Origin of the sequence: Oceanirhabdus sp. W0125-5 (assembly GCF_027938815.1) — a bacterium.
GTDB lineage: Bacteria > Bacillota > Clostridia > Clostridiales > Clostridiaceae > Oceanirhabdus.
In genome coordinates this window covers 2,222,700-2,249,071 of sequence record NZ_CP115913.1, presented here as the reverse complement: position 1 = coordinate 2,249,071, position 26,372 = coordinate 2,222,700, and the positions used below count along the sequence as shown (strand labels likewise).

Sequence of the window (26,372 nt, the reverse complement as noted above, 5' to 3'; positions counted from 1 at the left end):
ATTCAAATAAAAAGTTGGTGAAAAATAAAATTTATCACCAACTTTTTTGTTCTTAAATACAACCTTTAATTATTATAAAAAACTCTAAGAAACACTTGATAAAAGCTGAAGAATTAAAACATTAAATGTGAGAAAGTAGATACAATGTTTCATTCTAATGAAAGGAGTAACCCCTTATTGTCCAATGAACATTAAGATTAAAATTTCTCGAAGAGAAATGTCATTCATTCTCCATTCTACATTCTCAATTATACATTATTCTACGGTTTGTTGTTCATTCTTCCCATGCTTAAATATAAACCCGCATCCTACAAATACTATTAAGCTTACCAACAGCCCTGGGAAAATTGGATCTAAGCCAAAGAAATTAATAACATTCTTTTCAACAAGTACCACAACTAAACTACCAAAAATAACAGATAGTAATGCTCCACTCCAGTTAGCTCTTCTCCAGTAATGTCCAACAACATATGGTATGAATGCTCCTCCTGCTCTTAATGTGAATGAGAACATCAAGACAGTAATGATACTCTTAGTATTAGTTAACGCAACTATCATAGATAGTATACCTATTACAATCATTGTTCCTTGAGTAACTCTTAACACCTTTTTATCATCAGCTTCTTTATTTATATAAACTTTATATATATCATTAGAAAATATTGAGCCTGCTCCTAAAAGATCTGAATCTGCACTAGACATTGTTGCAGATATAAGTCCTGCAAATAATAATCCAACTAATATTGGTGGCATTATCTGCATAGCTAATGTTGGTAATGCATACCTAGCACCATTTGTTAAAATCGCAGTTCCGTCAATAATTCCTTTTGAAACCATAGCTTTTGTTGCAAGTCCAATTATTGCTGGAATAAATGCAAATAAAATGTATACTCCTGCTGCTATTAAAGAACCTTTCACAGCTGACCTCTCATCCTTTGCTGCATAATATCGCTGAACAGCTTCTTGCCCAACTGCGAATGATGCAACATACATTACAACTAAAGCAATTATCTTTCCTACTCCAATACCACCAGACATTGTTAACTTAGCTGGTTCAATAGTGGATTTAACTACATCCCATCCTCCTACTTTATCTAATGCAAAAGGTACAACTAATATCATTCCAACTATTATTAATATCATCTGTATAAAATCAGTTATTGTAATACTCCAAAGCCCACCCAATACTGAATAGGTTGTTACTATAACAGTTACTATTATAACAGCAAGCTTATAGCTCATTCCTGTCATAACTGAAAGTACTACAGCAGATGCAATGAACTGAATAGCTGTAAGTCCAATAAGTGGTAGTATCATAACTATTGCAGTAATGGCAGCTGGGGCCTCTCCATATCTCTTTCTAAAATATTCTGGTACTGTCTTAACCATAGCTCGTCTTAATTTAGGAGCTATGAAAGCAAGAATAATAAAGGTAATTGCCATTGTGAGTACATACCATACTGCACTCATTCCCCACTCTCCATATGCCTTTTCAACAACTCCTAAAGAACTTCCTCCCCCTACTTCTGTAGCTGCTAGTGTTCCAGCCATCATTATGGGCCCTAGTCTTCTTCCAGCTACCATAAAATCTTCATTTGTTTTGATTTTCTTTGATGAATACCATCCTATAAATAGCATCATACCTAAATAAAGTACAACAATTGAAATAACGATAAAATTCATTATGATTCCCCCCTTTATTTAAAATATAGTTACATTAAATTTGAAATATGCGTTTTTATGAAAAAAAGAAAACTATTCAACAAAATAGTTTTCTAGATATTTAATTTAGTTTATATTTTATCTTTTTTATTAATATAATCTTCTACTGTGCTTACCACTATATATAACAATAGCAGAATCGCCCCAATAATCATCATACTTCTGTTATTATCTATAGGGCATACCCCTTCTGGTAATCTACTTCTCTCATAAAAAGTTTTTCCTAAAGAAAAAATCCCCATAAAAACAGCACTAATAAACAACATATTTGAAATAGTATGTAACTTAATTTTATTCAATGTACTCCTCCTATAAAATAAAAAGTATATATATTTTAACATATATATACTTTTTATTTCTTATAAATTTTAATTGTTATCTTAAATATCTTCCCCCATACTTATGAGCAAATTTTTCATCACTACTAGCTATATAGGATATCCCTTCAACTACTCCTAAAACTGCGGGTATCCCCGTCCAACAGAATAATAGACTTAAAGTTCCTTGAAGTGGCTTACCTAAATAAAATTTATGTACTCCAACAGCACCAAAAAATATTGCCAAAACTCCTGCAGCTGCTTTACTTTTAACAGGAACTAATCTCTCTCCATAATATCCAAGATTACTTGAACTATTATTCATATAAACTGTTGTTCCATTAGAATTATTATTACTTAGGTTTTCTATCCTTTTATCCTTTGAATTAACCAACTCTTGAACACATATTTCACAGTAGTTTTTACCGTTTATAGTTACTCTGCAGTCAGTACATATGAAATTACCACATCCCACACATGTTCCAACAGCATCTCTGTTATTATGTATGTAGCATCTCAAGCTATTCCTCTCCCCTCCAGGCAAACTCTTCATCTTTCCATCTCCTTGCATTTATTACATTTTTATTATACTACTTTTCTGGCGTTTGGTAAATATTACTTACTTTTAATGAAAATTATTATATAATTACCATTTTATGTTTACTTTTGAATTAATATATGATAAACTTACATTAATTAGTTAGTTACTTTACTAACTAACCAATTAACAAAGGAGGTTACAATGTGAAAATTAATGATTCCTCTACCACACCAATTTATATACAAATAGCAGAAATGATTGAAAATGAAGTACTTGAAGGAAATCTAAAAGAAAATGAAAGAGTATACTCTACTAATGAGATGGCTAAATTTTTCAGCATTAATCCTGCTACTGCCCGAAAAGGACTTAATATATTGACCCAAGAGGGTATCATTTATAAAAAACGGGGACTTGGAATGTTTATTTCTCCTGAAGCTCATGATGTAATAATGAAGAAGAGGAAAGCAATTTTTTTAAAAAATCATGTGAATAACTTTCTAATTGAAGCATCAAAACTAGGAATAACTAAAGATGAACTAATTGAATTAATTAAAGCCTACAAAATAATTTAATGGAGGTATACTATGAATCCAATAATAAAATTAGAAAATATAACTAAATCCTTTGGTTCTCAGCAGGTATTAAAAAATATTAATTTAAATTTTTGTAAAAATAAGATTTATGGTCTTTTAGGAAGAAATGGAGCTGGTAAAACTACATTATTAAAATTATTATCAAATCATATAAACCCAACCTCAGGAAATATATCACAAAATCTAACATCTTATGATTCTACTACATCAGGTGTATTCTACTGTTCGTCACTGAATCCTATAATGCACAATTTTAAGGTAGATACACTCTTAAAAATTTCTTGTGATCTTTATAATAACTGGGATTGGAATTTATGCAATAGATTAATTAAGCTTTTTGATATTCCAAGAAATAAATCAATAAAGAAACTATCTTGTGGATTACAAAATGCCTTAAATATTGTAATTGCCTTCAGTTGCAACTCTCCAGTATTGCTTTTTGATGAGGTTCACGTAAATTTAGATGCAGTTAATAGACATAGCTTTTATGAACTTCTTAGAAATGAAGATTTAATTCAAGATAAAACAATTATTTTCTCAACACATTTTATTGATGAAGTGAGCAATTTATTTGATTCAATTATATTAATTAAGGAAAATAAAATAGCTTACCATATCTCAATGGATGATTATGAAGATAATGGATATATAATAACAGGACATTCTAAATCCATACATCCCATTATTAATCAAAAAAATATATTAAATATTAAGACTTTAGGTTCTCAAGGGGAATTTGCAGTATTTGATATAATAGCAAATGGAGATTTAGACCTGATCACTTCTTTGGGTGCAAAAATATCTCCTTTACCTCTACAGGATTGGTTTATATATATTCATAAAGAGAATATTGATATTAGAAAATTTAAGGAGGACACCCATGTTTAGAAAATATAAATCAAATGTTATTTCATCTATCTTTAGAATGGATAAGTTTGCGCTTTATCTAGCTTTATTTATAGTTCTATTAAATTTTATAATTACTACAACGACTACATCTAAAGTAGATAATTTATTAAAGTCTTTATCAATCTCACTCCCAACACTTGTTATAGTTTATTCAGGAGTTTATTCCATGATTAGCTTGTCTAATTCGAGTATTATAGCAATGAATCTTAGTGTAGATAAAATTGTTTTTGGACGTCATTTTATAATTTATAATTTTTTAGTAGGCCTAATACTTCCTATTTTTTTAACGGTATTTATACCATTCTATATAAAGTTATCACTTATAAATATTCTCATGCTCTTTGTTTTACTTTTTACTTTAATATCATTTTATAGTTCATTATTTTTAGCTTCAATGTCTATCTCCACTATTTTTACTTCTAATTCAAGTAAAATGGGCTCTATAATTTCACAAAGCATAACTCTAATAATAGGTGTTCTTTTATCTATAGGAGTTAACCTTGTTATTTCTAAAACCAATGTACTAAATAATATTTTAATATCTGAATATAATCAGTACTTTTATTTTTTACTTATCATCCTCCTTACTTTGAATTTGATTTTTAGATTTATATTCTTAAAAAATTATTCTAAGAGAGGTTTTGAAATGGTTGGTTTCGAAGTAAACCGCTTATAAAATAAGGAGGGAGATTAATCAAATATAGATTAATCTCCCTCCTTATTTTATTATTCAATACCATACTGTCCTGTACCGCTATCTTTAAAATATTCATATTTAGGTGGATTAAAAGTAAATAATATAAATACAATTAAATTTATAAATATCAAAATTACTCCAACATACCAAAGTGTTTTATTCTCATTAACTCTACTACTAACATAATAAGCTGCAATTTGACCTGCTGCTATCCCTAAAAAATACGCTGCTAAATGTATAATCATTTGCACTTTAAATGAAGCATCAGGCAAGATTATGTGCATTATCTCTATTAATCCGAAACATACTATAACAAGTACTATAACCCCTACCATTCTACTGAAAAGATAGTTTTTTATCTCATCCTTTATAAATGGATATTGAATTGCTCCATATATTAATACAGGGGCAAGACCCAGTTTCCAATGTTCCCACTTGCTCTCATTAACAGGTGCAATCATTCCAATAAGAGTATTTTCCCCTAGTATTTCATATATATTGTGCCACAGACTTCCAATTATAAATATAACTATAATTCCACTAATCTCCCACTTTAAATGCTTATTTATCTTCATTTTATTTTCCTTTCATTAATATTTACCATACTATTATTTTATTTATTACTACTTAATATATTCATATTTCATATAAACTATTTCCTATTCACTTCCCCTATAGAATGTTATAATATTAATTGTAAGCTAGTAAAAGGAGGGATTTAATGAGTTTTTTCCCAGAAGATATAATTAAATCTGAATTGAGACATGATGAAGAATTATTATGGCATGGAATGCCTAATCCATCTGAAATGGCTAAAAGTGGACTACCTATCACAATTTTTGGTGTGATATTTACATCTGTAGCATTATTTATGTTTTCTCAATCACTAATGTTTTTGAATTTTGGAGGAATTCAAAGACTAAAGATTGCACTTAAATATGGATTTAAATTTTTCAATTTCTCCATTGGGGATTTAATCTTCCCATTAGTAACACTTTTCTTTGTAATAATAGGAGTTTTGGTAATGCTAGCACCCTTATGGATATCAAAAAAAGCCAAGAGAACATTTTATGGAATTAGTAATAAAAGATGTCTTATTATACATGCAAAGAAATATAAAAATGTTCACTCCTATGATATTGATAAAGTAAAAATCTTAAACAAGCTTGAAAAGTTAGATGGAAGTGGTACTCTTATCTTCGCTAAAGAGTTAAGTGAATCTTATGACTCAGATACTCATCGAAGAAGAACAACATATAGAGACATCGGTTTTTATGGTATTCCAAATGTTAGAGATGTTGAAAATATCCTTAATTCTATTATATCAGGAGAGTTTTCACCAATAGACACTAGCCCAACCACTGAGCTATCCAAAGATTCCAGAAATGATTCTGTGAGCTATTAAAAAAAGTTGACAGCTGACAGTTGTTGTCCACTGTCAATTGTCAACTGCTCTTTTAAGAGCTTTTCTCTCCATATATAATTTGAAAGTATTCTTCATCTGAAATTATTTTAATGTTATATCCTTTATCAATCAAGCTCTCAGCTTTTCTATATTTAGTACTCTTATTGCTATTGCTTAATTTATCTCTCCCCTTTATACCAGTAACTAAATAGTCCGTCTTCCTAGTTACACTGCTACCTGCAGTACCACTTGCTGATCTCACTGAAGCCATGGCTTCTATTCTTGACATAGAACCTAATGGTCCAGTGAATACAACAGTCTTGTCTTTTAAAGAATCAATAATAACTCTCTTTCTCTCAGAGGGCTCAATAAACTTTCTTCTTAACTCAAATCCTTTAATAACACTTTTCGACTTGCCACAAGAATTATATCCACCTTCAAATACCTTACCCACTCTTATAAAAAGTTTATTCTCAATATCATCACAGCTATCTATCTCAAGTCCTTTACATATCTCAATAAATATCCTTGCAGCAGCAGTTGCATCTTCACTAGCGTGATGATGTTTGAACTCTATTCCAAGAGCATTAGCTAATGTATTTAATTTATAATTCGCAACCCCATCATAATAATTCTTACTCATAACTACTGTGCAAGCATACTGAAAGGAAGGATATTGAATATTATATGTATCCAAAGTTCTTCTCAAAACACTTATATCAAATGCTGCATTATGAGCAATAACAAATTTACCTTCGATGTACGGTTTTATCTCATTCCATATTTCATCAAAAGTTGGTGAATCCTCTACATCTTCTTGTGTAATCCCATGAATCCATATATTCATAGGGGCAAATCTATTCTCATACGGTTTAATTAACCAGTACTTCTCCTCTACTACTTCTCCACTTTCAACAACTGTAATACCTAGTGCACATGCAGAATTTCTCTTCTCATTAGCTGTCTCAAAGTCAATAGCAACAAAATCCAATCTTCTTTTCACTCCTCATATTGTTATTTTTTAAAATTCAAAAGCCTCAAATAACTCATTTGTTTTCTTTAAACTATACCCTGCAAAATTCTCAACATACTTGGAATTTCTAAACCTTTCTCCTGTAATCTCAGCCATATTCTTCCACAATTTCGGTATGTTTTCACTTTCATATTTAGTTGGAAACAATGATAAAATAAACTTTTCTACTCCAAAGAATACATAGTCCTTTATGTCATGCTTTTCTTTAAATAAGTGAAAATCATCTACAATCTGCTTACTGATTCTTCTATCATATATATCAACAAAGAAATAATCGAACTTTTCCCCTTTAGCTTCAAAAGCATCACCTTCAATTATTTTTACCTTATCATTTTTCTCAAAGTTCTTATTATATAATTCTATTACATCCTTATTAATCTCATAAACTATTATTTCAGTTACTGACTCCTTATTAATCATTTCTTGAACTGAATATCCTAGTCCAAGTCCAACTATACCAACCTTTCCATGAGCCTTCTTTACAATTTCAAATATTCCACCTACTTCTTCCCCATCAACAGCCATTACTAATTGATCTCCTCTATATAGATGTGGTGAATAATACATATCCCCTTTATAAGCATGCATATATCCTGGAAGTCTCTTATCTATCCTTAATTCCCATATAAGTTTTAATTCACCTAAAGTACAATCTCTATCGTTGCTGCATTTTTTTCTAAATTCATCTATCTTATTCTGATAATAACTTTGTTTAAACGGTATCATTACTCATCCTCCTATAAAATCTAACAATAACACTCTTTATTATATCAAAAAACTTCTTTTTTAAAATATAATCTTAAAATTGTTAGAAATAATATTCATTTCATATATGTAAGTATATTGCAATAATGTAAGTGGCTTTTTCATAATATATCACCTACACTTAAATTAAAGAACTATTTACTAAGGAGATATATTATGAATCTTAAAGAAAACATTTCATTTTCTCATTATGAATATTTAATATCATCAGTTACTATTTCAAAATTCATTATGATTATGTTTTTCTTTATGGTATTATTAATGATATTATATATTTTTCTAACTGTTAAAGAAAATTCTTAATATAATAATTAATTAAAAGCAAATAAAAAGCACTGTGATTAAAATCACAGCACTTTTTATTAAAAATCCGTACACATTTTCCCCTTAACTATACGTTTCATCTTCTCCATTATTTTTATCTATATTACAATTATAAACATCTAAGTACAATATTGTAAATATTTCTTACCTAAATGTAATTTTAATAAAAAAAATTACATTTAAGAAAGAATTTCTATTCCATTATCCCCTTTTATAATGATATTCCATTATCTCTATACACTTATGAAATTTATTACTCAATTGAGATATACTTAATGTTATAATTCTATTTTTAGGTATTATTCTTTCATATATCTCTGACTCATATATTACTCTTAAGAATTTTAATTTCTTCATGAGATATGTATGCTTAGTTTTATCAACTAGCCTATATTTTTTTTCATTGTCCACTATAATTCCTACATATAATTCTTCGTCTATCATAAACTCAAAAATCATTCTAACTTCATCCCATTTAATATTTCCATATCTTGGGATTTTTAATCCATACTTACTTATTACCAGATCACCACTTGAATTAATATCTTTTTCTTGCCCATCATTTTTATTTCTTATATATTCATAAATACAGTATGCACCTAATAAAATTAATATAATCCCCATAAATTGCAAAAGTACTATTTCACATGTACTTAGTAAAATTATTGATAAAATAATTATTAGTATACCATATTTTACCTTCATTTCACTCCCACCATATTTATATATTATTTCATTACTAGTTTTAAAACTAATATTATATATAATCCATATTATAGCAACAAAGAAAATCATCCATCCTGTTATCATTAATCCAGTAATTCCATTTCTATATGTGCTTAGCTTAGACATTTTTAGACCTATTAAAATTAAACTTATATATATCAGTATTCCATAATCATCCTTATAACTTGTATAACTTTCTAACAAATTAATTTCTGTTTTAAAATAAGGTTCTTCTACATCCTTTTTATTTCCAAAACTTAAGTTTTTTTCATTACACATATCCTCCCCCCTCCATCTTTTACCCATAATTAAACTTATATACCAAATTATAACACACTGACGAGTAATATCATATATTTGCAAAGTATTTTAATATAATACACACGGAAACAATACTAAATATTTTAAGAATTTCCCTTTACATATTAAAACCACTATATTAAATATAGTGGTTTTAAAAATGAGTGTAGTAATTAAATATTATCAATTATGTAGTTTTCACTTATAAATTACTCCAAATCCTTTGAATCTACTATTAAATCTGAAGCCTTTACAGATATATCTATCCCTTTTTTATCTGCTAGATCGTTTATAATATCTGCTAAAACTATTGCCTTTTTAAAAGTAAGCCTCTTTTTATTACTCTCTAGAGCTTGAAAATGAGATTTAGACATTTTCCCATCAGCCATTTCCAACTGAGTTATTCCTAACATTCTTCTATACTCTTTAATTCTATTTTTTTGCCCCAAATAGTCCACCAATATCAAATCCCTTTCTTAATATTATTTATCACCTTTCCCTATTACATTGTAATTATAGCATAATTATATTAAAATATCAAATTTTTCCTTTACTTTTGTATTCTAAATTCGAATTCCTCTTATACCAATGAACACAAATATAGTATTATTAACTTCTTATGATAATTGTTAACACTCCGTTAAACCCTTATTAAAACCCTAGACTATTTAATTTTTAGTGATATAATTAAATTATAAATAACAAAACAAAAATAAAAAAACTTAATTAAAGTAAATATCTTAAATTTATATAGATGATAAAACCCAACCCCCCAAAAAATGAAAAAAAGAAAAAAAACACCCTCCCCATAGACACCAGCCCCCCTGGTGTCTTTTACTTTCCATTTTATACATAAGCAGTATTATGAACTACATTTTATGTTTGTTAACTCTTTGTTAACTCTCCTTAAAAACTATAGACTATCGTAAAATAAATGCTATAATAAGATTATAAATAACAAAACAATTAATAAACTAATTAAAATAATAAATAGCAAATAACTTAAAAATTGATTATATATAACCCCAAAACCAAAAATGTAATCCTCCCGTAGGCACCAGCCCCCCTGGTGCCTACATTATTGTTCAAATTTATCAAGGAAATTAATTTGCCATTATAAATAATATGATAACAAAAAAACATGACAATATTTTGTCATGTTTTTTCACTATAGAACTACCAGCTAATACTTGAACCTTGATATCCCACTCTGCATTTCTTCCGCTAATACTCCAAGAAATTCACTAGCCTCTGCAATCTCATTCATAGAAGCAGTTTGTTCTTCAACTGATGCTGATGCTTCTTGAGTTCCAGTAGCATTTTCTTCAGAGATAGCTGATAAATTTTCCATTACATCAATAATTTGCTCTTGCTTTCTTCTCATTTCTTCACCAGATACATTAAGATTATCAATAATAGCTTTTAAAGTATCTATAGCATTAGCTATACCTTCAAACTTCGTATTAGTATCCTTAATATTTGCTGTCTGAATCTCTGAAATATTACTTATCTCTTGAGTCCTAGAAACAGCACTTTGAGTCTTACTTAATAAACCTTGAATTATCTCAGTTATTTCATTTGTAAAATTATTCGACTCCTCAGCAAGCTTTCTTACCTCATCTGCAACTACTGCAAATCCCTTTCCAGATTCTCCTGCTCTTGCAGCTTCAATAGCAGCATTCAATGCTAATAGATTTGTTTGATCTGCAATATTTTTTATCATTAAACTTGCCTTTTCAATCTTTTCAGCACTATCATTAGTTTCCATTATAATATCATTAACCTGTATAGTAGCCGCACTGCTAATTTTATTATTTTCTACTAATACATTTAATATTTCAAACCCTTCATTCTTCAGTTCAGATACCTTGTCCACTGTCACATTTAAATTATTAATATCTTCTTGATTCTTATTTATTTGTTCACTTAATATACCAATATCTGCTACACCACTTTCAGTAGCCTTAGCCTGTTCATTTGCTCCCCTTGATATTTCTTCAATAGTTCTAGCAACTCCATTCGCTGCTGTAGCTGATTGTTCACTAATTGCAGATAATTCTTGTGATGAAGCAGTAACCTGTTGAGATTTATCAGCAACGCTCTGTATCATTCCCTTAACAGATTTTCTCATGTCTTCTATAGCACTGCTTATCTCCCCAAATTCATCTCTTTTCATAAGTAAATCATTAGGAACCTCATTAGACAAATCACCACTTGCCATAAGTCCTACAATTTTATTCAATCTAACCAGTATTTTCACAGCATAGTTTGAAGATAAAAATAAAATAACACCTAGAACCACTAAAGCAATTAATTCTGAAACACCAACGATTAAAACATTTTTCCAAATAACATCATACACTTGTTTCATAGATAATCCAATATTAATTGCCCCTACATGTTCCCCATCAATTATTAAAGGTGCAAGAACATCAAAAACCTCAATATTCTCTGCTTCATATGTATATGTACTAGCATACTTTTTACCATCTACTGCAGCCGTTTTACTTCCTTCATCAGTTAACTCTATACCGATTCTATCTCTATTGCTATGAGCAATTGCCTTTAACTCCTTACTTATTACTAGCGCATAAACGATATCTTCATTCTCACCTAAATTTTCTACAAGTGCTTGATAATTAAATTTATCTCTTAGTGCTTGAATTTTATTTGCTATAATTCCAACTTGAACAAAACTTCCATCTTCATTTCTTACATACCCGTATTTATAACTGTTACCTGTTTTAGAATCTGGTCTAACATCTTCAAAGTATTCATCCTTACTCCCTGTCCAAAACCCATAAACAGGATTTCCAACTGGAGGAATCCATCCTATGTATTTTCCAGTAGCAGAATATACTATTTCACCATTTGAATTATAATAGAATATTTCATCAACATCTAAATTCTGTGCTATCTCACTTAAATAATCATTACTTAACTTTTCTTGATTATTCAATACCATTCTACCTGACACCGCTAATTTATTATCTAACATTCTATTAATATTTTTTAATGTTTGATTGTTATCATTCATTCTTTGAATAATTTGATCAATCTGATTCATACTATCATGTTGCATTTGATTTAACAAACTTGTTACTCCTAAATAAGCTGTAGCGCTTCCAATCCCAATAATTGCAAGCATTACAATAACTAAAGGAATTATTACAAGTCTAATCTTTATAGATCTGCTTTTCTTTCTTCCCTTAGTCTTTTTAATCCGTATTCTTTTCTTATCATCCTTTGCTTTAAGCATCTTTATCCTCCGTCTTTTGTTCATTACACTAGTTTCATTTATGTGCTTGTACTAAAAATTTCAAGTCACTACATATGTATATGTATATGTATATGTATATGTATATGTATATGTATATGTATATGTATATGTATATGTATATGTATATGTATATGTATATGTATATGTATATGTATATGTATATGTATATGAATAATCTAGTTTTTTACATTTTCTTCATGAAATGTGTTTGCTTCATTTCAAATGAAAGTTTAGTATTATTATATAATTAATTCTTTAGTAAGTAAATATTTCTTAAAGAGTTTTGTTTACATTTCACCAATATCGAGGAAATAATCTTTGAAGTTACATTATACATCAGACAACATATTAAATTTATAATTTTATTTCTTACCTTAATTATACTTTATAATATTCCATTCTTAATAATCATAAAAATAATAGGCAAGACCAAAAGTTTTACCCATTTAGTCTCGCCTATTAATTTACATATATACTCTCATCTCATTTTTATTCTAAAACAAAATTTATTCTAATATTTAAACTCTGAAATACCATCCTGCATTTCTTCTGCTAACACTCCTAAGAATTCACTAGCCGATGCAATCTCTTTCATTGAGGCAGTTTGTTCTTCAACTGAAGATGACGCTTCTTGAGTTGCTGCAGCATTTTCTTCTGAAATTGCTGATAAGTTCTCTATAACATTGATTATTTGCTCTTGCATCCTTTTCATCTCTTCTCCAGAAATGTTAAGATTCTCAATGATACCTTTAAGAACATCTATAGCATTAGCTATTCCAACAAATTTATCCTTAGTATTCTTAATACTCTCTGTTTGAATTTCAGAAATATTACTGATTTCTTCAGTCCTAGCTACCGCATTTTGAGTCTTATTCAATAATCCTTTAATTATTTCAGTAATTTCATTTGTAAAATTATTAGACTCCTCCGCAAGTTTTCTTACCTCATCTGCAACTACCGCAAATCCTTTTCCTGATTCTCCTGCTCTAGCAGCCTCAATAGCAGCATTTAATGCTAATAGATTTGTTTGATCAGCAATATTCTTTATCATTAAACTAGCATTTTCAATCTTTTCAGCACTATAATTAGTTTCAACAATAATATCATTCACCTGTTTAGTTGCTTCACTACTAATTCTATTATTTTCTACTAGCTTATTTAATATCTCAAATCCTTCATTTTTTAATTCAGACACCTTATCAACTGTCACATTAATATCATTAATATTTTTTTGATTATTTATTACTTGTTCACTTAATACTCCAATATCCGTCATACCTCTTTCAGTAGCATTCGCTTGCTGCATTGCTCCTTTAGATATTTCTTCAATTGTTATAGCAACTCCATTTGCAGCAATCGCCGATTGTTCACTTATTGCAGATAGTTCTTGTGAAGAAGCGGTAACCTGTTGTGATTTTTCAGCAATACTACATATCATTCCCTTAACGGATTTTCTCATTTCTTCTATAGCATTGCTTATTTCACCAAATTCATCTCTTTTCATTATTAAGTCATTCGACACCTCATTTGAAAAATCACCATTTGACATATATCCAAGTATTTTTTTAAGTCTCACTAGAATTTTTACAGCATAATTTGATGACTTAAATAAAATTAACCCAAGAGTCAATACAACTAATACTCCTACCCCTGCAACAGTATAAACATTATGCTTTATAGCATCATTAACTTGTTTCATAGATAACCCAACATTAACTGCACCAATATGTTCTCCATCAATTATTAAAGGTACAAGAACATCATACACTTCTACATTTTCAGCTTCATATGTGTATATGCTAGAATACTCTTCTCCATCTATTGCAGCTCTTTTACTCCCTTCATCAGTCAACTGTTTATCTTTTCTTTCTTTATTACTATGTGCAATTGCCTTTAAATTTTTATCTATTACAAGTGCATAGACTATCTCATCTCTTTCCCCTAATTTTTCTACGAGGGACTGATAACTAAATTCATCGCTCATTTCTTGAACTTTGTTTGCCCTAATACCTATTTGAACAAAAGTTCCATCCCCATGTCTAACATATCCATATTTATTATAATTATCAGACTCAGAATCTTTTCTAATTTCTTCAACAAATTCCCCTTTATTGCTTGTCCAAAACTTATATACAGGATGTTCTTCTGTTGGTTTCCATCCAACATAACTAGCATTTGTTGAATATATTATTTCACAGTTCTCATTATAATAATAAATTTCGTCTACTTCTAATACTTTCGCATATTCATTTAAAAAATCATTACTCAACTCTTCCTCATTACTTGTAATCATTCGTCCTACCATTGTTATCTTATTATCTAACATCTTAGTAATTGTTTTTAAGGATTGATTATTATCATTCATACGCTGAATAACTTGAGCCATTACGTTCATACTATCACTCTTCATCTGACTAATTAAACTTGTCACTCCTAGATATGCCGTTGCCGCTCCAATCCCAACTATACTTAATGATACTACCAATAAAGGAATTATAACAAGCTTAATCTTAATTGACTTTCTCCTCTTACTAATCTTTGAGTTCTTCAAACTAGTTCCTTTCCCAATGTTTTTTTTCTTCTTCATGTTTCCCCTCCATTTTTTAATATTCAAGTAACTATATTTTGTTTAATTATCATTTCAACCTATAACTCTACACAAATATACATTTTTAGTTAATCTTTTTTTTGTTATATAAAATAATTCACCTAATTTCATCGTTTCTTTAGTAATATTATATAATTTTCTGAATTGAAAGTAAATATTTCTTAAAACTTTTGTCAATATTTTAGAAATATACGAAAAATGAAAACGCACCCCATTTTAACCAAAAATAGGAATGCGCTATTAATTATTGATATTAAATTATGTGACTAGCTTTTCTTTTTAAATATTTTACTAAAGAAGTTCCCCTTTTCTTTTTTTAATTCTTTTGCAACTCGCTTCCTTTCTTGTTCCTCAGCTTTGATCATAATTTTATTTATTTCTATAATTGATTTTTCACCTTCATCAATTATATTTTTACCCTCAACTAACTCATCCATCTCTTCAACATACTTTATTATCCTTTGGTATTCCTCCAGTAAATCTAGAACTTTTACCACCTCATGACATACACTTAAATATTCATCTAGATATTCAATATCTCTTTTAACTAGATTAACTCTTATATCATAGGCTTTTATATATTGTTCAAGGGCTTCTTCCAACATCTCAAACTCTTCAAAAGCAACTCCTCTTTCTATTAATAACTCTGTATACTTTTTGGTAATATCTATATCTTCTTTATTTATGAACTCTTCCATTATTTCAAGAGCAATTCCGTAATCCTCAGTACACCAAATAATCTGACCCATATTTCTATAAAAAGTTCCCCTATAAATCAATAACCTGGCTAACTTCATTGAATCCTCTAAGAATCCACATTCTCTCAATTCCTGCATTATATTTATAGCCGCCTCTATCATTTCATTTGCTTTCTCATATAATTTTATATTAACTAAAGCAAGTACATTAAAATATAATATATCTGCAATTATCTTTTTTTCATCATTACTTTTAATTCTAAAAACCTTCTGCTTTTCCTCTTCACACTGCTTGTCCTCTTTCAACTCCCCTTCAACCTTATCACAACTTTCCTCTACCCATACATGAGATAATATATCGTCACTTAATTCAATAATATAATTGAACTCTTTATTTTCATAATAAGATGCAATTATATCTACTATAGATTCTTCATTATTACACCTTCTGTTCCAGCACCTTGCTTTATACTCAGTTACTTCAAGTTCCCCATTACACTTTGGACATTTAATAATTTCCATGATATCCCCTCCAACTTTCTTTCCTTATACCTTATAACCATATTATAACATTTTATCTTTGCAAGAGAAAAAATAAAAAAAGCACAATAATACTTTTGAAATAGAATTATTCTAAATCATCTAACAATCAAAAGTATTATTATGGAGTATTTCTAATATTTTAAAATATGTTTTGCTTATTAAAATAACTAATCCACATAAAACTCTGCCATATCATCTAATCTCAAACAAGCCATTCTTCCTTCTTCATAACAGTTAGCAGTGTCAATACATATTTTATCCTTGTAAATCTTGTCAAACCATATTTTATAAGGCTTCTTTACTTCTTTCTCAAACTTCTTATCTAGATAAGGCCTAGGATTATGACCAAAAACAACAGTGTAATCTTCAAATCCTTTATTCATAAAAAAATCCTCCCTTACCCATACAAGTTGATGTTCTTGAGAGTTCATTGCTTCTTTAAAACTTTTAATATTAATGTCTTCCTTTAACTTAACCATATCTATACCTGCATGCACTAAGAAATATTTCTCATCAACAATTTTATAATACTCTAGTGACTCTAAAAAACTTAATATTTTCCCTTGTTCCTTTTTACTTAACTTATTGAACCCTTGTAATGTAGTTTCATTTCCATTTCTATTCCATCGTCTAATTTCAGTTTCATCCATATTCTTTAATGAGTAAAGCATCATTCTATCATGATTCCCCATTATAGCTTCAATATTTTTTTTATCCATAATATATTGAATTACCTCAATTGATTCTTCTCCTCTATCAACCATGTCACCCAAAACATATAATGTATCATCATCTTTTAAAGATATTACTTCTACCAACCTTTTTAACCTATCTAATCTTCCATGTATATCACTAACTACATATTTCATTGAATACTCCTCCCAGCCAACAACACCACATCCAGTTATTCCTAATTAATTTCTTAGTTATTATATCATAAAAAGCATGTCCATCTAAACGTTTTCGATGAACATGCTTACAAAATTTCTCATTCATTATACCATAAATTCATTAGTCCATGTTAATGCTTCAATATACAACTCTGATATATCAATACCACTTATATCTAACGCTTGAGAAAAAATTTCAAATTTAGGCCAGTTACCTTCTTGATAGCTCATCAACAATTCATGAAGAATCCCTAAATCATTATTCTCTCCATTAAGTGCTTTTTTTATCTCTTGATTTATTGCTAAATCTTCAAGAATTTCACCCATTGGTTTATTTAATATCACGTTAAGATCTGATAATAATTCCATTAAAAAAACATCTTGTAAGAGATCATTTAAATTAGTAAAAGGTGCTATCAGTTCCCCTAGTCTCGCTCTAACTATTGTTCGAGTTAATAGCTCACTATATTTAACACTACATGTTTTCTTTATCATAATTAAAGATATCCACTTTTTTATTTCATCCAATCCTAATATTATAATAGCTTGCTTAATTGAATGAATTTCACTTTTAAATCCATAGTAAGATGAATTAATTAATCTTAGAAGCTTATAAGATATTGATATATCCCTCTTTATTATATCTTCCATAACCTTTAAGCTAAAATCATTATTATGAATCATTTGTAATACTTTGATATTTGTATAATTATTAATAGGTATATCATGCTCTGAAATTATTTCAGGTTTACTAAAAAAATACCCTTGGAAGTATGAGTATCCATAATTGTATGCCTCATTAAAATCCGCAATAGTTTCAACTTTTTCTGCTAAAAATTTTATATTATATTTAGAAAGCATTTCTACTATTCGCTTTCTTGCTAATCCCTTGGTTTGAATAAAATCCACCTTTATAATATCCACAATTTCAAGTAGTGATTGGAATTTAGGTTTAAAAACAAAATCATCTAAGGCTATTGTATACCCTAATCCTTTTAGTTTTCTGCATACATTTAACATTTCTTTAGAAGGCTCAACTGTTTCTAAAATTTCTATTACCAAGTATTCTTTTGGAAGCATCGTAGGAATTTCATTTAGTAAAAGCTCTTCAGTAAAATTAATAAAAGCTTTTTTTCCTCCAGTTAACTTCTCTATTCCAATTGATACAAAAGTATTTGAAATAACATCACAAGTAGCCTCATTCCCATCTATTCCATTATAACAGTTTACTTTGTTTGATCTGAATAACATTTCATAAGAAACAACCTTTTGTTTTTTATCAAATATAGGTTGTCTAGCTACATAAACATCCATATTACCCCTCGCCAGTTTTATTTTTGCATTATTCCAATTATATACATATATTCCAACTTATTTTATATATTCTATAAATATATACAATATCCTTTTAAATATACGAATTTAAGTAATAATACAGCCTTTTTATGTTAAATTTAATTATCATATTCTCATACATTAAAATACCTCCTCAATATTGATTTTCATATTTAATCAAATGTCATTTTTTTTAAATTATATTACCTAATCATGAGTTTTTACTTATAATTCTGATAGATTTTTAATACCTTTAAATCATTTTTGATAATATTCTGCATAATATTAAAATTTTGTTAACAACATCTTAATATTATGAAAACATTAACTATTTATGCTAATATCTTCATATGTTATTAATTAAATTTAAGGGGGTAGACTTATGAGTCGTACTAAAAAACTTAGTTTGTCTTTACTTTTTGTTTTTGCTTTTGTTACGTTCTTTAATCCATTAGCTAAAGCTTTTGCTGATGAGTCAATTAGCAGCACAAAAGCAGATTTAAAAGTTGGACAAGTGTATCACGGGTTCAAATTGACTGAACAAGAGAACCTTGAAGATTTTGATGGAATAGGACGAATTTTCGTTCATGAAAAAACAGGGGCTAAATTATTCCAATTACAAAACAATGATAAAAACAAAACTTTTGTTGTTTCCTTCAGAACTCCTGTAGATAATAATACTGGAAAACCACATATACTAGAGCACGCTTTACTTCTAGGTGGTTCTGAAAAATATCCAATTAAGCAGTTAATGACTCAAATAGACAAAGGTGCATTAACTAACTTATTAAACGGATGGACTTTCTCTGATAAAACAGCTTATCCATTCTCTACAGTTAATGATGAAGAGTTTAATAATATTATGGATATCTATCTTGATATGGCATATAATGCAAGAATTAAAGAGATAGAAAACATTTTTGATGAAGAAGCATGGCACCACGAGATATTCAATGAAAATGATCCAATCAAATATACTGGTGTTGTATTTAATGAAATGAAAGGAGCTTTAAGTTCTTCAGATAGAATTTTTAGCAAAGCTATTGATAGAAGTTTATATCCTGATACAGTATATAATTTCTTATCTGGTGGGGATCCAAAACATATTCCTGAATTAACTTATGAAGAGTTAGTTGAATTCTACGAAACTTATTACCACCCTTCTAATAGTTATATTTATTTGTATGGTGATATGGACATTCTTGAGAAATTGAAATTAATCGATGAAAACCAATTAAGCGCTTTTTCAAAAAAAGATATTGACTCTACTATAAAACCTCAGACACCTTTCACTAAACCTGTAACATATGAAGCTGACTATTCAATCCCAGCTGATGCATCTACTGATAATGCAACTTATTTATCTCTTAACTTCTCAGTTGGTGAAAGTAAAGATGTTAAAAACATTTTAACAATCTCAATGTTAGATAAACTAGTATTTGATAATCCAGCTTCTCCACTAATTAAAAATTTACATAATGCTGGTTTTGACACTGTTAATGGTAGTTATTCTCTAGCAGGAATTCAACCTACAATTTCAATTATCGCAAAAAATACTGATGCTTCAAAGAAAGCTGAGTTTGAAAAAATAGTTTTTGATTCTTTAAAACAAATTGTTAATGAAGGTATAGATGCGGAATTATTGGAATCTACTTTAAACAGTTTCGTTCTGGAAGATAAACTTGCTAAATCTTACAATAAAGATACTGGTATAAATCTTTATCACAGTGTTGCTCTAGAATTGAATTATGATGGAAATGTATTTGATATGTTCAATACAAATAGCATCATAGAAGGATTCAAGAAAGCAACTGAAACAAAGTATTTTGAAACTTTCTTACAAGAAAAGATTATTGATAATAATTTTAGATCTTTAGTTGTACTAAATCCTGTACCAGGACTTTCAGCTAAAGAACAAGAAGCTGAAGCTAAAAAATTAGCTGAATATAAAGAGAGTTTAAGTGAAGAAGAATTAGCTAATCTTATTAAAGAAAACAAAGCGCTAGTTGCTTGGCAAAATGCTCCGGACAATCCAGAAGATTTAGCTAAACTTCCAAAATTAAAGTTAAATGAATTAACTCCAAAAGTTGAAACAGTTCCAACAGAAATTAAGAATATTGGTGATGTTAAAGTGCTTTATCATCCTGCATTCACATTTGGAACAAATAAATTAAATATGTTCTTTGATTCAACATATATTAAACAAGAACAACTTCCTTATATAAATCTTCTAACTAAATTAATTGGTAATTTAGATACTGTTAACTTTAAATATACTGATATTCCTAAAGAGTCTTTAAAGTATACAAACGGAATCAGTATAAGTCCTGCTAACTTTAGAAGTAGTACAGATACGGATGTATATTCACCTAAAGTACAAGTTTCATTTACTTCACTTAACGAAAATATGAACACAAGTATCAAATTAGTAGAAGAACTATTATTCAATACAAAGTATGAAGATAAAAATCGTATTAGAACATTATTAGCAAACCTATTAGTTGCTGCCGAAAATGACCTTTATAATTCTGCATACAGATATGTTAATAATGAAAATATGGCAAAATTCTCAGATGCAGAAGCTTATTCAAAAGATGCAAATTACTATGGATACTACGAACTTTTAGTTGATCTAAACAAGAATTTTGATACAAAATTCGATGAAATGGTTGCAACTTTAAAAGAAGTATCAAATACACTATTTATTAAGAATAATCTAGTTGTAAGTGCAACATTAGAAGAAAAACATTATGATTTATTTGAGAAAAATATAACTAAAATATTAGAGAACTTAGATACACTAGATGCATCTGAACAAAAATATAAGTTTAATAATGTAGCTCCTGCAAATACAGGTTATACATTTGGTTCTCAAGTAAACTATATTTCTCAAGCATTTAACATTAATGAATTGGGATATAAGTTAGATGCTAGCCCTGAACTATTAACTACTATCGTTAATTCATTCTTATGGCAAAAAATGCGTGTTGAAGGTGGCGCTTATGGTGCTTACCTATGGTTATATGATAGTGGTAATGTGGCAATATTTACTTATAGAGATCCAAGAGTTGCAGGTTCATTTGAAGATTTAGAAATTCTTCCAATCTACTTATCAAATATTGAACTTCCAGAAGCACAACTTGAACAGTTTAAAATCAGCGCTTTAGCTGGTTATTATACTCCAAGTTCAGTATTCGAAAAAGCCTCTGCTGCAGATTCTCGTTATTTCTTAAATATAAATGAGAAAGATATCCAAAAAGAGATTGATAGAATCATGAATACAAGCATAGATGACATTAGAAAATTTGGTGAAATCATGCATAATGGACTAAGAAGAGATTATAAATCAGTTATTGGTAACAACTCTACTATTGAAGATGCTAATGATCTTTTCCCATTTGTTCTACCATTCATTCTTGAAAAATAGAAAAATATTTCATATTAAATTTACCCCATAGCTTAAAGCTATGGGGTTTTAAATTTAATACTATTAATTACAGTTCTACTACATTAAATATATTATTAATTTTTAATTAACATTTCTTTGTTTTTTTATAATATTTATCCATTTATGTTAAAATTTATATAGGCTTTATATTTAAAGGGGGTAGACTTATGAGTCGTACAAAAAAAATTAGTTTTTCTTTAATTTTTGTTTTTGCTTTTGTAACATTCTTTAATCCATTAACTACAGCTTTTGCAGAAGAATCAAATAGCAGCACAAAAGCAAATTTAAAAGTTGGGCAAGTATATCATGGGTTCAAATTAACTGAACAGCAGAACCTTGAATCTTATGATGGAATAGGAAGACTTTTCGTTCACGAAAAGACAGGGACTAAATTATTCAATTTAGACAACAATGATAAAAATAAAACATTTGTTGTTTCTTTCAGAACTCCTGTAGATAACAATACAGGAAAACCACATATATTAGAACATTCTTTACTATTCGGTGGTTCTGAAAAATATCCTATTAAACAGTTATTGAAACATATAACCAACGGATCATTAGTAAACCAAATAAATGGATTTACTTCTACTGACAGAACATTTTATCCTTTCTCAACAGTTAATGATGAAGAATTCAATAATATTATGGATATGTACCTTGATTTGACCTATAATGCTAGGATTAAAGAGATCGAAAATATCTTCAATGAGGAAGCTTGGCATTATGAACTCTTCAATACTAAAGATCCAATTAAATATAAAGGTGTTGTATTTAATGAAATGAAGGGGGCTTTAAGTTCTTCAGATACACAGTTATTATATGCTGTAAATAGAAGTTTATATCCTGATACAGTTTATAATTTCTTATCTGCTGGAGATCCAAAGCATATTCCTAAATTAACTTATGAGGAATTACTTAAATTCTATGAAACTTATTATCATCCTTCAAATAGTACTATATATTTATATGGTGATATGGACATACTAGAGAAATTGAAATTAATAGATGAAAATCAGTTAAGTACTTTTGCAAAAAAAGAAATAAATTCAACTATTAATCCACAAAAACCATTCACCAAACCAGTAACATATGAAACTGATTATTCACTTCCAGCTGGTGCATCTACTGATAATGCAACTTATTTATCTCTTAACTTCTCAGTAGGTGAAAGTAAGGATGCTAAAAATCTATATACACTCATTATGTTAAACCAGTTAGTATTTAACAATCCCAATTCTCCAGTCATAAAAAATTTACACAAAGCTGGATTTGATACTGTTTATGGAGCTTATTCTGCGAACTCCATTCAATCTATTATTCAAATGATAGCTAAGAACACTAATGCTTCAAGGAAAGCTGAGTTTGAAAAAATAGTTTTTGATTCTATCAAGCAAATAATAAAAGATGGGATAGATAAGGAATTGTTAGAATCTTCATTAAATAATTTTGTTCTTAATGATAAACTTTCTAAATCTTACAATAAAAATACTGGATTTGCTCTTTACCAAAATGTTGGACTTGAATTCAACTATGATGGAGATGTATTTGCTTTCTTCAATATAAATAGCATATTGAATGAATTCAGTAAATCTAGTGAAACTAAGTATTTTGAAAAATTCTTACAAAAGAATATTATTGATAATAACTTTAGATCTTTAGTAATACTTAACCCTGTACCTGGACTTTCAGATAAAGATCAAGTAGAAGAAGCTGAAAAATTAGCTGAATATAAAGATACTCTAAGTCAAGAAGAATTAGCTAACCTTGTAAAGGAAAATGAAGCTCTTGTTGCTTGGCAAAATTCTCCTGATAATCCAGAAGATTTATCTAAACTTCCAAAGTTACAGTTAGATAAATTAAATCCGAAGTTTGAAATAGCTCCAAGTGAAGTAAAGAACATTGAAGATGTAAAAATACTACATCATCCTTTATTCACTTTTGGAACAAATAAAATAAGTATGTTCTTTGATTCAACATTTATTAAACAGGAACAACTTCCTTATATAAAGCTTCTAACTAACTTAATCGGTAGTTTAGATACTGTTAACTATAAATATACTGATATTCCAAAAGAAGTATTAAAGTACACTAATGGTATCAGTATAACACCAGAAAATTTCAGAAGTCTTGTAGACAGTGATATTTATTCACCTAAAGTAATTGCTTCTTTTACTTCACTTAATGAAAATATGGACACAAGCTTAAAATTAGTAAATGAATTATTATTAAACACAAAGTTTGATGATAAAGATAGACTTAAAACACTTTTAGCAAACCTATTAGTTGCAGCTGAAAGCGACCTATATAATTCAAGCTTAACCTATGCTAACAATGAAAATTTAGCAAAATTCTCAGATGCAGCTGCTTATACTAATGAATCAACTTTATATGGATATTATGAACTTTTAGTAGATTTAAATAAAAACTTTGATTCTAAATATGAAGAAATTGTTTCAACTTTAAAAGAAGTATCAAATAATCTTTTTATTAAAAACAATTTAGTTGTAAGTGCAACATTAGAAAATAAAAGTTATGCTTTATTTGAAAAGAACATTTCTACATTCTTAGAGAAGTTAGATACACTTAACTTAAGTCATCAACAATATAAATTCAATAATGTAGCCCCTGCAAATACAGCTTATACTTTAAGTTCTCAAGTTAATTATACTTCTCAAGTATTCAACATTAATGACCTGGGATATACTCTAAAAGCAAGCCCTGAATTACTTAGTACGATTGTTAATACATTCTTATATCAAAAAATGCGCGTTGAAGGTGGGGCTTATGGAGCTGGTCTAGGAATATCTGATAATGGAAACGTATCGCTACTCACTTTAAGAGACCCAAGAATAGCTGGTACTTTTGCAGATTTTGAAACTGTTCCACAATACTTAACTAATCTGCAACTTCCAGATGCTTACCTTGATCAATTCAAAATCAGTGCTTTAGCGGCTTATTATACTCCTACTTCTGTTTTTGATAGAGCTTCTATTGCCGATAATTGCTATTTCTTAGGCATAGACCAAGCTGCAATGCAAAAAAGAATTGATAGAATCATGAATACAACACTTGAAGATATTAGACAGTTTGGAGAAATTGTAAATGAAGGACTAAGAAGAGATTATAAATCAGTTATTGGTAACAGCTCTACTATTGAAGATGCTAATGATCTTTTCCCATTTGTTCTACCATTCATTCTTGAAAAATAACTTAAATATGCACACTAACTCACCCCATAGATTATATCTATGGGGTTTATCGTTTCTTCGTTAATTTTACAATGGTTTTATTAGGTTATTTTCTTCTATTGCTTGATTATTTAACAATTTATATAAAAAAACTTACATAAATCAAACTTATATTATTAACATTTTGTTCTATTTATAAAAAACATCACCATGTTTTTCATGATAATGTTAAATATATTATTTATTTTAATCGAAATTTCTTTTACTATAGAGTACTCATATTATAAAAAATTATAGTAATTATTTTCCGTACATTATCTTTTTTAAATCCCAATTTATAGCTTGTAACTTTTCCCTTATTTCTCTTACAGTCATATTCTCAACATCTGCTGATTTTAATCTTTGCAAATTTTCATCTAGTCTTATTATAGATTTACTTGTTTCAGATGTTACCCTATTGTCTCTGAATAAATCAATTAAAGTTTTATCCCTTAGTTCACTCATTTACTTTACCTCCTTACACTTACCAATCACAATAATTTCCTTCACACTGAAGTTTAATAAGTTTATTTATTCTATTTTCCAAAGTAGAAGTTATGAGCTTTAACTCTTTTATAGTTGTATTTTCATGATTTAATTTAATTATATCCTCTTGAATTGAGTTGATTTGTTTATATAAATTAGCTTTATGAGTATTTTCTAAATTACTGTTCATATTCTTAATAAATACCTCACCTAAACTTTTATTAATTACATCCTTCTCTGAAATTTTTTTAAAATTCTTCTCATCTAATAGCCCTGACACATCATCCAACATCTTATTTACAAATTTATCCAACTCTCCCAAAGTTAAATTTTCATTTTCAGCGTTTCTTAATTTTTGGATATTCTCATCTATTCTAATTATTGCTTGACATAATGTTGTCTTTTCTTTATTTTCAAAAAATATTTCTTTAAAGGTAGAGTTTAATATTTTTTCTTCATTAGTCATATTCATACTTCCCTTCTATTAAAACATATTTATAAATATTCTTATGTCTTCTAGTT

22 protein-coding genes are annotated in these 26,372 nt (G+C 28.5%); 7 read left to right on the top strand and 15 right to left on the bottom strand.

What is annotated here, in order from left to right:
• Positions 1–255: 255 nt before the first annotated feature.
• The 3 genes from OW730_RS10465 to OW730_RS10455 all read right to left on the bottom strand — a co-directional run bounded on the left by OW730_RS10465 (position 256) and on the right by OW730_RS10455 (position 2,592).
• Positions 256–1,683, bottom strand: coding sequence for a sodium:solute symporter family protein (locus tag OW730_RS10465; protein WP_271228964.1), 1,428 nt, complete (start codon positions 1,681–1,683; stop codon positions 256–258).
• A gap of 110 nt (positions 1,684–1,793) precedes the next feature.
• Positions 1,794–2,021, bottom strand: coding sequence for a hypothetical protein (locus OW730_RS10460; RefSeq protein WP_271228963.1), 228 nt, complete (start codon positions 2,019–2,021; stop codon positions 1,794–1,796).
• A gap of 76 nt (positions 2,022–2,097) precedes the next feature.
• On the bottom strand, positions 2,098–2,592 hold the full coding sequence (locus tag OW730_RS10455) for a TM2 domain-containing protein (RefSeq protein WP_271228962.1): 495 nt from the start codon (positions 2,590–2,592) through the stop codon (positions 2,098–2,100).
• Between the two features lie 191 nt (positions 2,593–2,783).
• On the opposite strand from OW730_RS10455, the gene OW730_RS10450 reads away from it, so the two are divergent.
• The 3 genes from OW730_RS10450 to OW730_RS10440 are packed head-to-tail and all read left to right on the top strand — an operon-like array spanning position 2,784 to position 4,758.
• Positions 2,784–3,152, top strand: coding sequence for a GntR family transcriptional regulator (locus OW730_RS10450; RefSeq protein WP_333781272.1), 369 nt, complete (start codon positions 2,784–2,786; stop codon positions 3,150–3,152).
• A 12-nt stretch (positions 3,153–3,164) separates the two neighbouring features.
• A complete protein-coding gene (locus OW730_RS10445) occupies positions 3,165–4,061 on the top strand; it encodes an ATP-binding cassette domain-containing protein (protein ID WP_271228961.1) in 897 nt (298 codons plus the stop codon).
• The gene (locus OW730_RS10440) at positions 4,054–4,758 is read left to right on the top strand and encodes a hypothetical protein (protein ID WP_271228960.1); all 705 of its coding nucleotides are present in this window, start codon (positions 4,054–4,056) and stop codon (positions 4,756–4,758) included. Before OW730_RS10445 ends, OW730_RS10440 begins: the two co-directional genes overlap by 8 nt.
• A 50-nt stretch (positions 4,759–4,808) precedes the next feature.
• Here OW730_RS10440 and OW730_RS10435 read toward each other — a convergent pair whose 3' ends face one another.
• Positions 4,809–5,354 (bottom strand): DUF6512 family protein, encoded by a 546-nt coding sequence (locus tag OW730_RS10435; RefSeq protein ID WP_271228959.1) that lies wholly within the window; start codon positions 5,352–5,354, stop codon positions 4,809–4,811.
• Between the two features lie 146 nt (positions 5,355–5,500).
• On the opposite strand from OW730_RS10435, the gene OW730_RS10430 reads away from it, so the two are divergent.
• On the top strand, positions 5,501–6,184 hold the full coding sequence (locus tag OW730_RS10430) for a hypothetical protein (RefSeq protein ID WP_271228958.1): 684 nt from the start codon (positions 5,501–5,503) through the stop codon (positions 6,182–6,184).
• A 52-nt stretch (positions 6,185–6,236) separates the two neighbouring features.
• On the opposite strand, the gene OW730_RS10425 is transcribed toward OW730_RS10430, so the two are convergent.
• Positions 6,237–7,187: an exonuclease domain-containing protein gene (locus tag OW730_RS10425; RefSeq protein ID WP_271228957.1), complete on the bottom strand. Its 951-nt coding sequence runs from the start codon at positions 7,185–7,187 to the stop codon at positions 6,237–6,239.
• An 18-nt stretch (positions 7,188–7,205) separates the two neighbouring features.
• Positions 7,206–7,943, bottom strand: coding sequence for a hypothetical protein (locus OW730_RS10420; protein ID WP_271228956.1), 738 nt, complete (start codon positions 7,941–7,943; stop codon positions 7,206–7,208).
• Positions 7,944–8,138: 195 nt separating this feature from the next.
• On the opposite strand from OW730_RS10420, the gene OW730_RS10415 reads away from it, so the two are divergent.
• Positions 8,139–8,285, top strand: coding sequence for a hypothetical protein (locus OW730_RS10415; RefSeq protein ID WP_271228955.1), 147 nt, complete (start codon positions 8,139–8,141; stop codon positions 8,283–8,285).
• A gap of 222 nt (positions 8,286–8,507) precedes the next feature.
• Here the strand turns inward: OW730_RS10415 and OW730_RS10410 are convergent, their stop codons facing one another.
• From OW730_RS10410 to OW730_RS10380, 7 genes are all read right to left on the bottom strand, one after another.
• A complete protein-coding gene (locus OW730_RS10410) occupies positions 8,508–9,311 on the bottom strand; it encodes a hypothetical protein (RefSeq protein ID WP_271228954.1) in 804 nt (267 codons plus the stop codon).
• A gap of 230 nt (positions 9,312–9,541) precedes the next feature.
• On the bottom strand, positions 9,542–9,781 hold the full coding sequence (locus OW730_RS10405) for a helix-turn-helix domain-containing protein (protein WP_271228953.1): 240 nt from the start codon (positions 9,779–9,781) through the stop codon (positions 9,542–9,544).
• A 734-nt stretch (positions 9,782–10,515) separates the two neighbouring features.
• Complete coding sequence (locus OW730_RS10400; protein ID WP_271228952.1) at positions 10,516–12,591, bottom strand: methyl-accepting chemotaxis protein; 2,076 nt, start codon at positions 12,589–12,591, stop codon at positions 10,516–10,518.
• Positions 12,592–13,123: 532 nt separating this feature from the next.
• Positions 13,124–15,199 carry a methyl-accepting chemotaxis protein gene (locus OW730_RS10395; protein ID WP_271228951.1) on the bottom strand — a complete coding sequence of 692 codons (2,076 nt, stop codon included), beginning with the start codon at positions 15,197–15,199 and terminating at the stop codon, positions 13,124–13,126.
• 287 nt (positions 15,200–15,486) lie between these two features.
• The gene (locus tag OW730_RS10390) at positions 15,487–16,440 is read right to left on the bottom strand and encodes a hypothetical protein (protein WP_271228950.1); all 954 of its coding nucleotides are present in this window, start codon (positions 16,438–16,440) and stop codon (positions 15,487–15,489) included.
• 188 nt (positions 16,441–16,628) lie between these two features.
• A complete protein-coding gene (locus tag OW730_RS10385) occupies positions 16,629–17,330 on the bottom strand; it encodes a metallophosphoesterase family protein (protein ID WP_271228949.1) in 702 nt (233 codons plus the stop codon).
• Positions 17,331–17,456: 126 nt separating this feature from the next.
• The gene (locus OW730_RS10380; protein ID WP_271228948.1) at positions 17,457–18,665 is read right to left on the bottom strand and encodes an EAL and HDOD domain-containing protein; all 1,209 of its coding nucleotides are present in this window, start codon (positions 18,663–18,665) and stop codon (positions 17,457–17,459) included.
• A 403-nt stretch (positions 18,666–19,068) separates the two neighbouring features.
• On the opposite strand from OW730_RS10380, the gene OW730_RS10375 reads away from it, so the two are divergent.
• A complete protein-coding gene (locus OW730_RS10375; RefSeq protein ID WP_271228947.1) occupies positions 19,069–22,113 on the top strand; it encodes an insulinase family protein in 3,045 nt (1,014 codons plus the stop codon).
• Between the two features lie 188 nt (positions 22,114–22,301).
• The gene (locus OW730_RS10370) at positions 22,302–25,346 is read left to right on the top strand and encodes an insulinase family protein (protein WP_271228946.1); all 3,045 of its coding nucleotides are present in this window, start codon (positions 22,302–22,304) and stop codon (positions 25,344–25,346) included.
• Between the two features lie 279 nt (positions 25,347–25,625).
• Here the strand turns inward: OW730_RS10370 and OW730_RS10365 are convergent, their stop codons facing one another.
• Complete coding sequence (locus OW730_RS10365; RefSeq protein ID WP_271228945.1) at positions 25,626–25,829, bottom strand: hypothetical protein; 204 nt, start codon at positions 25,827–25,829, stop codon at positions 25,626–25,628.
• Between the two features lie 19 nt (positions 25,830–25,848).
• Positions 25,849–26,322, bottom strand: a complete 474-nt coding sequence (locus OW730_RS10360; protein ID WP_271228944.1) for a hypothetical protein — start codon at positions 26,320–26,322, stop codon at positions 25,849–25,851.
• Positions 26,323–26,372: the final 50 nt, after the last annotated feature.

What these genes read in the sequence shown, in the direction of transcription:
- OW730_RS10390 (WP_271228950.1), bottom strand. Translation starts at nt 16,440, where the DNA reads ATGGAAATTATTAAATGTCCAAAGTGTAATGGGGAACTTGAAGTAACT.
- OW730_RS10410 (WP_271228954.1), bottom strand. Translation starts at nt 9,311, where the DNA reads ATGTGTAATGAAAAAAACTTAAGTTTTGGAAATAAAAAGGATGTAGAA.
- OW730_RS10415 (WP_271228955.1), top strand. Translation starts at nt 8,139, where the DNA reads ATGAATCTTAAAGAAAACATTTCATTTTCTCATTATGAATATTTAATA.
- OW730_RS10430 (WP_271228958.1), top strand. Translation starts at nt 5,501, where the DNA reads ATGAGTTTTTTCCCAGAAGATATAATTAAATCTGAATTGAGACATGAT.
- OW730_RS10360 (WP_271228944.1), bottom strand. Translation starts at nt 26,322, where the DNA reads ATGAATATGACTAATGAAGAAAAAATATTAAACTCTACCTTTAAAGAA.
- OW730_RS10385 (WP_271228949.1), bottom strand. Translation starts at nt 17,330, where the DNA reads ATGAAATATGTAGTTAGTGATATACATGGAAGATTAGATAGGTTAAAA.
- OW730_RS10375 (WP_271228947.1), top strand. Translation starts at nt 19,069, where the DNA reads ATGAGTCGTACTAAAAAACTTAGTTTGTCTTTACTTTTTGTTTTTGCT.
- OW730_RS10400 (WP_271228952.1), bottom strand. Translation starts at nt 12,591, where the DNA reads ATGCTTAAAGCAAAGGATGATAAGAAAAGAATACGGATTAAAAAGACT.
- OW730_RS10420 (WP_271228956.1), bottom strand. Translation starts at nt 7,943, where the DNA reads ATGATACCGTTTAAACAAAGTTATTATCAGAATAAGATAGATGAATTT.
- OW730_RS10370 (WP_271228946.1), top strand. Translation starts at nt 22,302, where the DNA reads ATGAGTCGTACAAAAAAAATTAGTTTTTCTTTAATTTTTGTTTTTGCT.
- OW730_RS10465 (WP_271228964.1), bottom strand. Translation starts at nt 1,683, where the DNA reads ATGAATTTTATCGTTATTTCAATTGTTGTACTTTATTTAGGTATGATG.
- OW730_RS10395 (WP_271228951.1), bottom strand. Translation starts at nt 15,199, where the DNA reads ATGAAGAAGAAAAAAAACATTGGGAAAGGAACTAGTTTGAAGAACTCA.
- OW730_RS10380 (WP_271228948.1), bottom strand. Translation starts at nt 18,665, where the DNA reads ATGGATGTTTATGTAGCTAGACAACCTATATTTGATAAAAAACAAAAG.
- OW730_RS10440 (WP_271228960.1), top strand. Translation starts at nt 4,054, where the DNA reads ATGTTTAGAAAATATAAATCAAATGTTATTTCATCTATCTTTAGAATG.
- OW730_RS10445 (WP_271228961.1), top strand. Translation starts at nt 3,165, where the DNA reads ATGAATCCAATAATAAAATTAGAAAATATAACTAAATCCTTTGGTTCT.
- OW730_RS10435 (WP_271228959.1), bottom strand. Translation starts at nt 5,354, where the DNA reads ATGAAGATAAATAAGCATTTAAAGTGGGAGATTAGTGGAATTATAGTT.
- OW730_RS10455 (WP_271228962.1), bottom strand. Translation starts at nt 2,592, where the DNA reads ATGAAGAGTTTGCCTGGAGGGGAGAGGAATAGCTTGAGATGCTACATA.
- OW730_RS10365 (WP_271228945.1), bottom strand. Translation starts at nt 25,829, where the DNA reads ATGAGTGAACTAAGGGATAAAACTTTAATTGATTTATTCAGAGACAAT.